The organism is Arthrobacter sp. B1I2 (assembly GCF_030816485.1).
Lineage (GTDB): Bacteria > Actinomycetota > Actinomycetes > Actinomycetales > Micrococcaceae > Arthrobacter.
Genome location: NZ_JAUSYC010000001.1, coordinates 150,459 through 163,431 on the forward strand (window position 1 = coordinate 150,459; position 12,973 = coordinate 163,431).

Sequence of the window (12,973 nt, forward strand, 5' to 3'; positions counted from 1 at the left end):
CTACAAGTCTAGGTGGTGGGACCGACAGCACCTTCCAGCCTGTGGATTACTCCCCCTGGGCGGGCAACCGCCCTAGGCCACCGAGCCTGACTGGAGCGCAGCACGCAGCTCCCGCACCGCCGTCGTTCCTCCTGCGATGAACCACTCCAGCCCGTTCACGCGGACCGTGTCCACGGCCCCGCCGGCCGCGCGCACGATTGCCTTGCCCGGGAGCCAGTCCCACTCCGGGCAGCTGTGCTGGAACCAGCACCCCAGCTGCCCGTCGGCCACGCGGCCCAGGTCGCAGGACCCGGACCCCAGCATGCGAAGGGACGCGGCGGAGGTGGCCGCCGCGTGCCACGGCATGGCGCACATGGGATCCATCAGCCAGGTTGGGTGGATGTAGGTGGCCGCCCCAAGTTCGGCCACGCTGGTGGCGTTGCGTTTGTCCCCGTTGTCGCTGAATGCGGCAAGCACGTCACCGTTCAGGGTGGAGGGACGGTCATGGCCGCCGAGCCACAGTTTGTCCTCCTCCGGCTGGAAGATGGCGCCCAGCAGCACGTCGTTGCGGTCTTTGAGGGCGATGGCGGAACACCAGTAGGTGGAGCCGTGCAGGAAGTTGTAGGTGCCGTCCACGGGGTCGATCACCCAGGTACGGCCGCTGGTTCCCCGGACGGAGGCGCCCTCCTCGCCCAGGATGCCGTCCTCCGGCCGGCAGCGCTGCAGCTGCTCCAGCACGTAGGCCTCGGCAGCGCGGTCCGCGGCGGTCACCACGTCGGAGACGGAGGTCTTTTGTTCCGACTGCAGGCCGGCCATGCGCATGAGGAGCGCCAGCTGCCCGGCTTCGCGGACCAGCGCCGCGGCCAGTTCGTAGTCGTCCAGTGAGGGGTCAAGAACAGCTGCGCTGTGTCGGCCAGTGGTCATGGCTTCAGTTTATGGGGCGGGATAATGGTGCCATGGCCAAAACCCCCGCCCAGCGGATCAAGAAGCACGGCGCCAAGGCGGTTGTGCCGCAGCACCACCTGCCACCGGTGGTCAACCCCACCACGGCGCGGACCCCGGAGAAGGCGCAGGGCAACAGCAACCTGATCGTCATTGCCGGCGTGGTGGCCAGCCTGTTCCTGTTCTGGTACCTGCACCTGCTGACCCTGGACCAGCTCACGCAGCTCACCAAAGGCCTGGCCATGCCCGATTCGCTGGTGGGCGGATTCGATGCCGGCTACATAGGCCGGCTGCAGGGTGAGATGGACGCCGAGGCCCTGGGCCAGTTGAACTACGTCCACAAGACCGCGGGGACCCTCTTCCCGCTGATCTTCGGGTTCACGTGGCTGCTGCTTATTGGGACCAACGTGGCACGGAAAGCGCTGCGCTGGGCGCTGTGGGCCTTGCCCATGCTGTTCGTGGTGGTCCGGCTCTGCGGCAACGTGGCCATTGATGCGATGATGGCCACGGAACGCCCCGACGCCGGCCAGGTTGCCCTGGCGTCCGGCCTCACCATTGCCGGCTGGGTGCTTTTGGTGCTGAGCCTCCTGGCCGGGGCAGCCGCAGTGTTCCTCAACAGGCGGAAACGGACAGCGCGCTAGGCGGCATTCACCCGGGCAGCTGCAGCCGCTGCCCCCAGCTGCTTCCGGTGCCGGTGCACCCGGCTTGCAATCACCAGGCCCGCGGCGGCCATCCCCACGGTTACCGGATAACCCATCAGCCGTTCCAGCGTGCCAGGCTCCGGGACCATCATCCGGGTGAGCCCGCCGGTTGCCACCGCCGCGAGGGAGACGGCACCGCACGCCAGGATGAACCACGCCATCCCCGTTTTCCGGAGCCAGAGCAGGCCGAGCACCAGCAGTGCAGAGCCCCCGGCCAGGAAGTACGTGACTGCGCCCCAGTAGTGCCAGGGCGATCCAACGTCCTCGGGGACGAGTCCCACAACAACCGTTCCGGCACCGGCGGCCCCGGTAAGCAGCCGGACCGCGGAGGCCGCAAGCCAGGGCTCCCTGCGGCCCCAATCCAGCCGGGTGCCAGGCCGGGCGGCCACGCGCAGCAGCCCTGAGGTCAGCAGCACCGCGCCCAGCATCATCCCAAGCCCCTGGACCACGAACGAGGCGTTCATCAGCCAGTTCAACGGCGAGCAGACATCCCGGCCGGAAAAGACCCCGCAGTGCACGACACCCAGGTCACTGATGTACCCGGTCCTCAGGTCATAGGGGCGGGGACCGGCCCACGCCATGGCCACGGCTGCCTCCGCAGCGAAGTACTGCAGCACGCTGAGCACCGCCCAGGCCCCGATGTACTGCCGGGTGGATGCAACGTTCGGGATGAAGGCGGCGGGAGCGGCAGTGGGGGCTGGACTCATGCCTTGAGCGTAGTACGGCCCAGCACCTTGTATGCTTGTAACCGTGTCCGGACGGACCGGCCCCGCCGAACCACCGGATGCCCGCCCTCGTAGCTCAGTGGATAGAGCACGGCTCTCCTAAAGCCGGTGTCGTTGGTTCGATTCCAATCGAGGGCACTTGAACTCCCGTTCCCCGGAGCCCAGCCTCCGCGCCTACCTCCTGGGCAGCCAGCCAGCCAGCACCACAAGTGGCACCGGGCAGCCGGGCCGCTGGCGGGTGGAGCGGGACCTGCTGGACAGGTCGGACGGCACCCGCGGCACCTTTTCCGGCGTCGTCCTTTTCACCCCCATGGACGACGGCGGCCTGGCCCTGCGCGAGGAAGGCACCATGCGCTGGCCTGCTTTCACCGGCCCCGCCTCCCGCGAGTACGTCCTGAAAGCCGCGCCGCGGCCCGACGCGCTGGACGTGTTCTTTCCCGACGGCAGGCCGTTCCACCGGATGAGCTTCACACCGGACGCCAGCCTGGACAGCCACTGGTGCGATCCCGATACCTACCGCGTGTCCTACACCCGCCAAGGCCCTGACCACTTCAGCTACAGCTGGGATGTGACCGGTCCCCGCAAGGACCTGCTGCTGGTCTCGCGCCTGGTCCGGGAAACCGCGTGAAGGACCGGATTGTGGTCTCCGCCGTCTGCGTGTTCGACGACGCGGGACGGTTGCTGACCGTGCGGAAACGCGGAACGGGCATGTTCATGCACCCGGGCGGCAAGCCCGAACCGGGCGAGACTGCCGTCCAGGCCGCAGCCCGTGAGCTCGCCGAGGAAGTGGGGATCGTGGTTCGGCCCCAGGAGCTTGAACTAATGGGGGTCTGGATCGCGGACGCCGCGAACGAGGCAGCCACCGACATCGAAGCCACCGTGTTCCTCGCTCCGGGCACCTGGCAGGCCACCCCGGCTGCCGAAATCGCCGAGATCCGGTGGCTGGACATCAGCGGACCCGCCAGTGGCGCGGCCCTCCCCCAGGACCTGGCGCCGCTGCTGACGGACCACGTCCTGCCCCTGCTGGCCGCACAGATTTCCAGGCCAAGCCCCTAGAACTCGGGGACCGCCTCCTGCACCACGGCGGTGGCCTCGGCGAACTGCGTCCGGTAGAGCTCGGCGTAGCGGCCGCCGGCCGCCAGGAGCTCGGTATGGGTTCCGCGCTCCACGATTTGCCCGCCCTCAACCACCAGGATGGCGTCGGCAGCGCGGACGGTGGAAAGCCGGTGGGCAATCACGACGGCGGTCCGTCCCTCAAGTGCAGCACCCAAGGCCGCCTGCACCGCGGCTTCGTTCGTGGAGTCCAGCGCGGCGGTGGCCTCGTCGAGGATGACGACCCGGGGCTGGGCGATGAGGAGCCGGGCGATGGTCAGCCGCTGGCGTTCGCCGCCGGAAAGCCGGTAGCCGCGCTCGCCCACCACCGTCTCCAGCCCGTCCGGCAGGGACCTGATCATCGTCTCCAGCCGCGCCTGCCGCAGGACGTCCCACATGTCCTCTTCGGTCGCCTCGGGCCGTGCCAGCCGGAGGTTGGACGCGATGGTTTCGTGGAACAGGTGGCCGTCCTGTGTCACCATGCCCAGGGTGTCCCGCAGCGAATCGAACGTGGCGTCCCGGACATCCAGCCCGGTCCCCGGCGCGGTGCCACCCAACCGCACGGCCCCGGAGTCGACGTCGTACAGCCGCGACAGCAACTGGGCGATGGTTGACTTGCCGGCACCGGAGGAACCAACCAGCGCCACCGTCTGGCCCGGCTCCACCCGGAAACTGACGCCGCGCAGCACTTCCTCGCCGCCGCGCGTGTCCAGGGTGGAGACTTCCTCCAGCGAGGCCAGGGAGACCTTGTCCGCGGACGGGTAGGCGAAGCGGACGTCGTCGAACTCAACGGATACTGGCCCGGCCGGAACCGGGACAGCACCGGGCTTCTGCTGGATCAGGGGCTCAAGGTCCAGGATCTCAAAGACGCGTTCAAAACTGACCAGTGCGCTCATGACTTCCACCCGGGCGTTGGACAGTGCCGTGAGTGGAGCGTAGAGCCTGGTCAGCAGCAGTGCCAGCACCACCACGTCGCCGGGTGCCAGCTGGCCCCCCAGGGCCAGCCAGCCGCCCAGGCCGTACACCAGGGCCAGTGCCAGCGCGGACACCAGGGTCAGGGCCGTGACGAACGTGAACTGCAGCATGGCCATCCGGATGCCGATGTCACGGACCCGGCCGGCGCGGGCGGCGAACTCGCGCGATTCCTCATCCGGGCGGCCGAACAGCTTCACCAGGGTGGCCCCCGGCGCGGAGAACCGCTCCGTCATCTGCGTACCCATGGCGGCGTTATGCGCGGCAGCTTCGCGGCGCAGGTCTGCCAGCTTGGAGCCCATGCGCCGTGCCGGGATCAGGAAGATCGGCAGCAGCACCATGGCGAGCACGGTCACCAGCCAGGACGTATTGAGCATTACCGCCAGCGTCAGGGCCAGCGCCACCGAGTTGCTCACTACGCCGGAAAGGGTGCCGGCGAAGGCGGATTGTGCCCCAATGACGTCGTTGTTGAGGCGGCTGACCAGCGCCCCCGTGCGGGTGCGCGTGAAAAAGGCAATCGGCATCCGCTGCACATGGTCGAACACCCGGGTGCGCAGGTCCACGATGACGCCTTCGCCGATGGTGGAGGACAGCCAGCGGGTCAGCAGCCCCACCCCCGCTTCCCCTACAGCAACGATGGCGATCAGCACCGCCAGCCAAATGACCGTTTCCACGGCAGTCTTGGCGATGATGGCATCAACCACCCGGCCCGCGAGGACGGGGGTGGCGACGGCCAGGAACGCCGCCACGATGGAGGAGAGCACAAAGGCGATGAGCTTGCCCTTGTGCGGGGCGGCAAAGGCCAGCACCCGCTTCAGGGTTTCCTTGGAGAACGGCTTGGAGCCGCTCTTTGCGGTGCTGATGTTGTAGAGCGAGCTCCACGCAACGCGGTCCATGCTCATGGTTGTTTCTCCTGGCTTGCAGTGTGGTGGAGTTCCCGGACCGTGCCGTTTTCCAGGTGCCACCGGTAGTCGAGTCGAACGTTTTCCAGCAGCCGGCGGTCGTGGGTGACCAGGAGCAGGGCGCCGTCGTAGCTTTCAAGGGCCTCTTCCAGCTGCTCAATGGCCGGCAGGTCCAGGTGGTTAGTGGGTTCGTCCAGCACCAGCAGATTCACGCCGCGGGCCTGGAGCAGCGCCAGCGCTGCCCGCGTCCGCTCCCCCGGCGACAGGGAATCCACGGTCCGCGAGGTGTGATCCGCCTTGAGGCCGAACTTGGCCAGGAGCGTGCGGACGTCGGCGCTGTTCCAGTCCGCCAGCACCGCTTCGACGGCGTCGCCCAGCGGGCGGCTCCCGTCCAGCAGGCCGCGGGCCTGGTCGATTTCGCCGACGGCGACGGCGGCACCCATGGAGGCGTCGCCGTCGTCCGGTGCCTGGGTGCCCAGCAGCAGGCGCAGCAGGGTGGACTTGCCGGCGCCGTTCGGGCCGGTGATGCCCACGCGCTCGCCGCCGTTGAGCTGGAGGGTGACCGGCCCCAGGGTGAAGTCACCCTGGCGTGCCACGACGTTGCGCAGGGTGGCGACGACGGCACTGGAGCGGGGTGCCTGGCCGATGCTGAACTGGAGCTGCCATTCCTTCCGGGGCTCCTCCACGACGTCCAGCCGCGCGATGCGGGATTCCATCTGCCTGACCTTCTGCGCCTGCTTCTCCGAAGACTCGGTGCTGGCGGCGCGACGGATCTTGTCGTTGTCCGGGCTTTTCTTCATGGCGTTCCGGACGCCCTGCGAGCTCCACTCACGCTGGGTCCGCGCACGGGACACCAGGTCTGCCTTGGTGGCGGCAAAATCCTCATACTTCTCGCGTGCGTGCTGCCGCGCCACCGCGCGTTCCTCGAGGAAAGCGTCGTAGCCGCCGTCGTACACGGCCACGCTGTTCTGTGCCATATCCAGCTCAACCACCCGGGTCACGCAGCGGGCCAGGAACTCGCGGTCATGGCTGACCAGCACCACGCCGCCGCGCAGCCCCTTCACAAAGCTTTCAAGGGTGGCTAGGCCCGCGAGGTCGAGGTCGTTGGTGGGCTCGTCCATCAACACGACGTCGAAGCGGCTCAGCAGGAGGGCGGCGAGGGCCACCCGGGCAGCCTGGCCGCCGGAAAGGCCTGTCATCAGCGCATTGGGCCCTGCGTCCAGCCCCAGGTCTGCCAGCACGGCCGGGATCCGGTCGTCCAGGTCCGCCGCACCGGAAGCCATCCAGCGGTCGAAGGCACGGGAGTAAGCGTCATCCGCCCCGGGAGCGCCGGAAGCCAGAGCTTCCGCGGTGGTTTCCATCTCGATGGTCGCTTCCGCGCAGCCGGTCCGGCGGGCAATATAACCGGCCACAGTTTCGCCCTCAACGCGCTCGTGCTCCTGCGGCAGCCAGCCAACGAACGCATCGGAAGGTGCGAGGCTGATTGAGCCCTGCTGTGGCTGGTCAACACCGGCCAGAAGGCGCAGCAGGGTTGATTTTCCGGCACCGTTTGCGCCCACGACACCCACCACGTCGCCGGGGGCCACCGTCAGCGAGAGCCCGGAAAAGAGCACGCGGTGGCCGTGGCCGCCGGAGATATCCCTGGCAACAAGGGTTGCAGTCATTGATTCGTCCTTTCGCCGCTGCCCGGACAGCTGTTGACGGCCGGCAGAGGCGGCGAAAACCGGGCCGCGGCGCCGCTGGGGCTGCAGGACATAGAAGAACCCGCTGGTCCGGACTTGGGGGGTGTACGGACCAACGGGCTCGACCATCAACTATAGACGAATGTAAACCATGGGCAAAATCCGCGTCACGGCCGGAGGCTGGGACGGCACGGTAACATCGTCCACACCACCCGTTCTGCAGAGAGCCCTCCATGACCCTTTCCGCCAAGGCGTTCCAGCGCTGGCTGCAAGGCATCGCACCCGATGCCAGCACGGCAGACATCTGCCGGGTCTCAGGGATCAAGCGGACCACGTTGGCCCAGCAACTGGTCCGGGGCAAGGTCTCGGTGAGCACAGTGGTCAGCATCAGCCGCGCGTACAACATGAACCCTGTCGCCGCGCTTGCCGGATTCGACAACTACAGCGCCCTCGCGGGGCCACCGCGTCCGCCCACCAGGAGCGAGCTGGTCAGCCAGGTTTCCACCCCGGACCTGCTCCGGGCGCTCCTGGCGCGTCCGGCCATGGACGCAGCCCCGGGATCAGCCGCTCCCGCCCTCAGCCCTGCCCCGCACGGCACCTCGGTGAAGAACTGGGTTGATGCCATAGACGACGGCGAGGTGCGGCACCGCGTCTCGGCCTCCACCGGCGTGGCCCCGCAAAATTATTCCGCCCAACTGACCGCCAATCGGCTGTCCGCCGAGCTCGCCGTGGCCACCGCCCTGGCAGCTGGAGTGGGACCCGCCGGCGGGCTGGTGGCCACAGGAATCATCACGGAGGAGGAGGCCGGCTGGCCTCCCGGGGCCCGGCAGGCAGCACTGGAGAGCCTCTCCGACGGAGAACTCACGGCCCTCGCTGGAGACCGGCTTCAGGCAATGGGCAAAGTCCTGCGCCGCCAGGAGCAGGACCAGGCACAGACAGAAAAGATTTGGGAGAACCTGGGATGATCGAGACCCTTCAATGGACCACACTGGTGATTTGCGCCCTGGTTGCGGTGGCCCGCATCCCCAGCACCATCCGTGGGGAGAACCGCTCCCTTTTCGGCATCTTTGCCTCGATGACCCTGGCTATCCTGCTGAGCATCCCGGGGCCCTACATCGTTATCGACCAGGCACTGGGCGGGATCAACCTGGCCAACCTGTTGCTGCGCTTCGTCATCTTTGGCGCCATCTTTTTCATGGGCGTGCGCATTTCCAGGGGCTTTGACGCAAGAGACGCCGGCAGGCTCATCACAGGGCGCGTGGGGGTCGCAGTCCTTGCAGTTATCTCCGCGTGCATGGTGACGCTGTTCTTCATGATGCACACCAGCGGGTCCTCGGCCGGGCTGACAGGGGTTGTGGGCACGGATCCTTGGAACTCCGCCTTACTGGAGTATTACGGGGCTGCCGGCCGGGCTTACCCCGCCTACATCACCTTGGCTCTGTTGCCGGCCATGGTCCGCGCCGTGACCAGCCGACTTCCCGTTTTGATCCGGGTGGCGGCCGCGTTACTGGGCCTGGGTGCCGTAGCCACGGGCCTGTCCTTGTCGTTCCCGCTGATTCCTCCCACCCTCGGCCAGATAGAGTTCATCATCAACTACACAGCGGTGCTGTGCTTCGTCGTTGGGCTGACCCTGATCTGGGCCGCCAGGGTGGTCAGTGGGCGTACCGCAGCAAGCCGCAGGACATCTACCGAAAAGTAACTTCGCCAGCTTTCACAAAATCATTAGAATGTGAAACAATCATGAAAGTGTGAAGGCGGGGCCGCCAAGCGCTTTCGAACGGGGATAAATTCCAAAGCGTCGGCCGGCCCCGGGGGCCTTTGCATGCATTGGGGGGATGAGTGGTGGCGGATCGTTGGGGACCGCCCCCACTCAGCCTATTTAACGGCCCTTTCGAGGCGTTTAACGGGACCGGTTCAGCAAGGGACTCCACGCCACCTACTTCCGGGCGAACCTTAATGTCACCAGCTGGAATGGCCGGAGCGTCAGCTGCGCACCGCTGCCGGCTGGAACAATTCCAGGAGCCTCAGTGGGGCGTTCCAAAAGATCCGTCGTCACAACGTCCTGCACCTGGAAGTTGGCCGTGACAGTTCCGGCTGACCGCTGCCCCAGCGACTCATAGAGCCGGACCACCACGTCGCCCGATCCGTCCTGGGCAAACTTGACCGATTCAATGACCAAGGCAGGATTGCTGACGGAGAAGAGCGGCTCGACGGCAGCGGCACCGCGTACCAGCCGGGGTGCCAGGTTGGTCCGGTACCCCTCCTGGACGGCGTCGGCAATATCAGCACCAGGGCGGATGGTCACCGTCAGCTCCTGGCGTCCCCGGTCGGCGTCGGGGTCGGGGAACTTCGGAGCCCGCAGCAGGGACAGGCGCACCTGGGTGGTGGTCCCGCCGTCGGATTCCCTGATACTCCGGCCCACGTCATGGCCGTAGGTGGATGAGTTGGCCACTGCCACCCCATAGCCGGGTTCGCCCACGTGGATCCACCGATGGGCGCAGATTTCGAACTTCGCGGCCTCCCACGAGGTGTTGGTGTGGGTCGGCCGGAAGACGTGGCCGAACTGCGTTTCGGCGGCCGACCGGTCTGCCCGCACGTCCAGGGCAAAGCCGAGCTTCAGCAGCTTTTCGCGCTCCTGCCAGTCCACCGAGGTGGTGATTTCCAATGATGGGCTGCCGGGGGCCAGCGAGATGCGTTGGCTCAGCCGCGAGTGGCCTGCCAGCCGCTCCACCGCCACGACGGCGCTGCCGCCGTCAGTGACCGTGTGGACCGACTCCGCCTGGACCAGCGGCGTGACATTGCGCCGGTAGAACTCGTCAATGTCCCAGGCGTCCCACTCATTGGGAGTGTCCCGGTGCAGTTCCAGCAGGTTGCCACGCTGGCCTGGGGCGATGGCCTCGCGGCCACTGGCGTGGTCGCGCAGGGAGGCGAGGAGTCCGTCCGCGTCAATCACGGCCCGGATAATTCCGTTGTCCAGGATGAAGCCGCCGTCGTGCGGGGTGACCTGCGCCGGTTCCGGGAGCGCCAAGGGTTCGCCCGCGGCCAGCGCGGGAACCCCGTCCCTGGCGTGCGGGGCGGCGTTGAGCAGGAACTGCCGGTCGCCGGAGCCCAGCATGGCTGCAGCAGCCTGGCCGATGATTGCTTCAAGTGCGGTCTCAATGGCCTGGTAGTTCCGCTCAGCGTCCTGGTGGACCCAGGCAATGGAGCTGCCCGGCAGAATGTCATGGAACTGCTGCAGCAGCACCAGTTGCCAGAGTCGCCTGAGCTCGGCGGCCGGGTAGTCGAAAGCGCCGCCACTCCGGACAGCAGCTGTGGCGCACCACAGCTCCGCCTCACGCAGCAGGTGCTCGCTGCGCCGGTTGCCCTTCTTGGTGCGGGCCTGGCTGGTGTACGTGCCGCGGTGCAGTTCCAGGTACATCTCGCCCACCCAGACGGGCAGGGCCGGGTAGTCCTCCTCGGCCTGCCGGAAGAAACTCTCCGCGGAGCCAATCCTGACCCGGGGGGACCCTTCCAGGTCCGCCGTACGCGCCGCCGCCGCAAGCATTTCCCGGGTGGGGCCGCCGCCGCCGTCGCCGTAACCAAACGGCACCAGCGACACAGTGCCGCGGCCGTGGTCCCGGTAGTTGCGCTCGGCGTGGGCAAGGTCCCTGCCGCTGAGGTCAGAATTGTAGGTGTCCACCGGGGGGAAGTGGGTGAACAGCCGGGTGCCGTCGATCCCCTCCCAGTTGAACGTGTGGTGCGGCATCCTGTTGGTCTGGTTCCAGGAAATCTTCTGGGTGAGGAACCAGCGGCTGCCTGCGGCTTTCACGATCTGGGGCAGGGCAGCGCTGTAGCCAAATGAGTCCGGCAGCCATGCCTCCCTGCACTCAATGCCGAATTCCGCCAGGAAGAAGCCCTTGCCCTCCACGAACTGACGCGCCATGGCTTCGCCGCCGGGCATGTTGGTATCCGATTCCACCCACATGCCGCCAACCGGCACGAACTGGCCTGCCCGCACCTTTTCGCGGATCCGGCTGAACAGCTCCGGGTACAGCTCCTTGATCCAGGCCAGCTGCTGTGCCGAGGAACAGGAGAAGACAAAGTGTGGATCTTCATCCATCAGGGCCACCACATTGGCGAAGGTCCTGGCGCATTTGCGGATGGTTTCCCTGACCGGCCAAAGCCAGGCGGAGTCAATGTGCGCGTGCCCCGTGGCAACCAGCTGGTGCGCGGACGCATACGCGGGGCGGGCGAGGACTTCAGCGAGCGCGTGCCGTCCGTCCGGCGCGGTACCGGCAACGTCGTCAGGGTCCATCACGTCCATCATGCGTTCAAGGGCCCGGAGGATCTCGTGCCGGCGGGGAAGCTCCAGCGGAAGCTGTTCCATGAGGCCGGCCAGGGTCCAGATGTCCTGCTGGAGTTCCCACACGCACTGGTTGAGTTCAGCGATCGCGATGCTTCCCAGCCGGTACTGCGGCGCTCCCCCGGCGGTCGCCTTGTCGCCCAGCGGCGTGGGGGCGAAGGTCCAGCCCTGCGCCATGTCCGGATTCGCCGCGGCCTCGACGTAGAAGTCCACCGCCATGCCGCCGCCCAATAGCTTCAACGGGATGTACTGGTTGCGGGGTGAAATGGCCTTGATGATGCTGCCGTCAGGCCGCCAGGCAATGCCCTCGCACTGGAACCCGGGCGCTTCGGTGGTGAACCCCAGATCCACCACCACCTCCACCGCAGTGTCCGGGCCGCCGCCCCAGGATTCCGGCACCTCCCCTTGCAGCCGCAGCCAGGTAGTGCCCCAGGGCCGGCCCCAGGCGGCGCCGTGCTCCTGCGGCTGGAACTCCTGCCGCATCGCTTCAAGCGCGGGGACCGGTTCGCCGGGGACTTCCCAGCTGCTCAGGGCAAGGGGGACTGTCCTGCTGTACACGGCAGGTGCGATGCGCTCGCGCACAAACCTTGCCAGGCGGACTTCCGTGATGGTCCGGTCGTCATGCAATATGAATCCTCTTTAGGCTCGGGACTGGATCATCGGGTCCATTCGATGGACAAATCTACCCGCCCGGCAGCACGGCAACCAACCCCCGTTGCAAAGCGGGTGCCGCCTATGCCCGGCGTGGGGACCCTACGCACTGGGCACGGCAGGTACGGGCCTCAGGATCCTGGAGTCCCCGGCGTAGACATTGAAACTGGTACCCCGGCTGAAGCCCGCCACGGTCAGCCCGTTCGCTTCGGCCAGTTCCACAGCCAGGCTTGAAGGGGCACTGACGGCGGCCAGGACGGGAATTCCCGCGAGGGAGGCTTTCTGCACCAGCTCGAAGGACGCCCTGCCGGACACCTGGAGGACAGTTCCGGTCAGCGGCAGGAGGCCTTCGCGCAGCGCCCAGCCCACAACCTTGTCCACGGCATTGTGCCGCCCAACATCCTCGCGGAGGCACAGGAGGCGTGGCTCGCCGTCGTCCTCAATCCTGAACAGGCCCGCCGCGTGAACTCCCCCGGTGTCCTCGAAGACACGCTGCGACTTCCGCAGCAACGCGGGCAGGGAGGCCAGGACTTTTGCATCCACCGTCAGCGGGTCCGCCTTCGGGCTGAAGTGGGAGGACTTCCGGACCGCTTCGATCGAGTCAGTTCCACAGATGCCGCAGGAGCTGGACGTGTAGACCCTGCGACCTGTGTCGGGAAGTGGGACGTCCGGCCGCAGCTGGGCCTCCACCACGTTGAATGTCTGGACGCCGTTCTCGTCCTCGCCGGCGCAGAAGCGCAGCGACACCAGCTGTTCGGGGGCCCAGATGACCCCCTCGGACACCAGGAACCCGGCCACCAGGTCAAAGTCGTCCCCGGGCGTGCGCATGGTGACTGAGTAGGAGAGCCTGCCCAGCCGGATTTCCAGCGGTTCCTCCACGGCGAGGACGTCTTCGCGGTGGCGGACCGGGTACTCCAGGGCTCCCGGCGAACCGTCCAGGACATACTTGTGCACCTTGCGGCGCTGGGTTACGCGTCCCATGTTC

Annotated in this window: 11 protein-coding genes and 1 tRNA gene; 6 read left to right on the forward strand and 6 right to left on the reverse strand. The window is 67.2% G+C overall.

The features are described 5' to 3' along the window. Positions 1 to 72: 72 nt before the first annotated feature. Positions 73 to 903, reverse strand: a complete 831-nt coding sequence (locus tag QFZ57_RS00680) for an inositol monophosphatase family protein (protein WP_306897214.1) — start codon at positions 901 to 903, stop codon at positions 73 to 75. Positions 904 to 935: 32 nt separating this feature from the next. Here QFZ57_RS00680 and QFZ57_RS00685 point away from each other — a divergent pair, with 32 nt between their 5' ends. Further along, positions 936 to 1,562: a hypothetical protein gene (locus tag QFZ57_RS00685; protein ID WP_306897216.1), complete on the forward strand. Its 627-nt coding sequence runs from the start codon at positions 936 to 938 to the stop codon at positions 1,560 to 1,562. On the opposite strand, the gene QFZ57_RS00690 is transcribed toward QFZ57_RS00685, so the two are convergent. Beyond that, complete coding sequence (locus QFZ57_RS00690; RefSeq protein ID WP_306632323.1) at positions 1,559 to 2,329, reverse strand: DUF998 domain-containing protein; 771 nt, start codon at positions 2,327 to 2,329, stop codon at positions 1,559 to 1,561. The genes QFZ57_RS00685 and QFZ57_RS00690 overlap by 4 nt on opposite strands. An 83-nt stretch (positions 2,330 to 2,412) precedes the next feature. Between QFZ57_RS00690 and QFZ57_RS00695 the strand changes: the two genes are divergently transcribed. The 3 genes from QFZ57_RS00695 (at position 2,413) to QFZ57_RS00705 (ending at position 3,403) form a co-directional block, all read left to right on the forward strand. Then, positions 2,413 to 2,485, forward strand: a tRNA-Arg gene (locus QFZ57_RS00695). Between the two features lies 1 nt (position 2,486). Next, a complete protein-coding gene (locus tag QFZ57_RS00700; RefSeq protein ID WP_306897219.1) occupies positions 2,487 to 2,975 on the forward strand; it encodes a DUF6314 family protein in 489 nt (162 codons plus the stop codon). Next, positions 2,972 to 3,403: an NUDIX hydrolase gene (locus QFZ57_RS00705; protein ID WP_306632325.1), complete on the forward strand. Its 432-nt coding sequence runs from the start codon at positions 2,972 to 2,974 to the stop codon at positions 3,401 to 3,403. Before QFZ57_RS00700 ends, QFZ57_RS00705 begins: the two co-directional genes overlap by 4 nt. On the opposite strand, the gene QFZ57_RS00710 is transcribed toward QFZ57_RS00705, so the two are convergent. Further along, on the reverse strand, positions 3,400 to 5,313 hold the full coding sequence (locus QFZ57_RS00710) for an ABC transporter ATP-binding protein (RefSeq protein ID WP_306897222.1): 1,914 nt from the start codon (positions 5,311 to 5,313) through the stop codon (positions 3,400 to 3,402). The two genes, QFZ57_RS00705 and QFZ57_RS00710, sit on opposite strands and share 4 nt — an antisense overlap. Then, positions 5,310 to 6,977: an ABC-F family ATP-binding cassette domain-containing protein gene (locus QFZ57_RS00715; RefSeq protein ID WP_306897225.1), complete on the reverse strand. Its 1,668-nt coding sequence runs from the start codon at positions 6,975 to 6,977 to the stop codon at positions 5,310 to 5,312. Before QFZ57_RS00715 ends, QFZ57_RS00710 begins: the two co-directional genes overlap by 4 nt. 251 nt (positions 6,978 to 7,228) lie before the next feature. Here QFZ57_RS00715 and QFZ57_RS00720 point away from each other — a divergent pair, with 251 nt between their 5' ends. Together QFZ57_RS00720 and QFZ57_RS00725 are read left to right on the forward strand one after the other, a co-directional pair. Beyond that, the gene (locus QFZ57_RS00720) at positions 7,229 to 7,960 is read left to right on the forward strand and encodes a hypothetical protein (protein WP_306632327.1); all 732 of its coding nucleotides are present in this window, start codon (positions 7,229 to 7,231) and stop codon (positions 7,958 to 7,960) included. Next, a complete protein-coding gene (locus QFZ57_RS00725; RefSeq protein ID WP_306897227.1) occupies positions 7,957 to 8,694 on the forward strand; it encodes a hypothetical protein in 738 nt (245 codons plus the stop codon). The genes QFZ57_RS00720 and QFZ57_RS00725 overlap by 4 nt, the downstream gene beginning before the upstream one ends. A gap of 237 nt (positions 8,695 to 8,931) precedes the next feature. Here the strand turns inward: QFZ57_RS00725 and QFZ57_RS00730 are convergent, their stop codons facing one another. Both QFZ57_RS00730 and fdhD read right to left on the reverse strand, forming a co-directional pair. After that, positions 8,932 to 11,964 (reverse strand): alpha-mannosidase, encoded by a 3,033-nt coding sequence (locus QFZ57_RS00730; RefSeq protein ID WP_306897229.1) that lies wholly within the window; start codon positions 11,962 to 11,964, stop codon positions 8,932 to 8,934. Between the two features lie 126 nt (positions 11,965 to 12,090). Beyond that, on the reverse strand, positions 12,091 to 12,969 hold the full coding sequence (fdhD, locus tag QFZ57_RS00735; RefSeq protein ID WP_306632330.1) for a formate dehydrogenase accessory sulfurtransferase FdhD: 879 nt from the start codon (positions 12,967 to 12,969) through the stop codon (positions 12,091 to 12,093). Positions 12,970 to 12,973 lie beyond the last annotated feature (4 nt).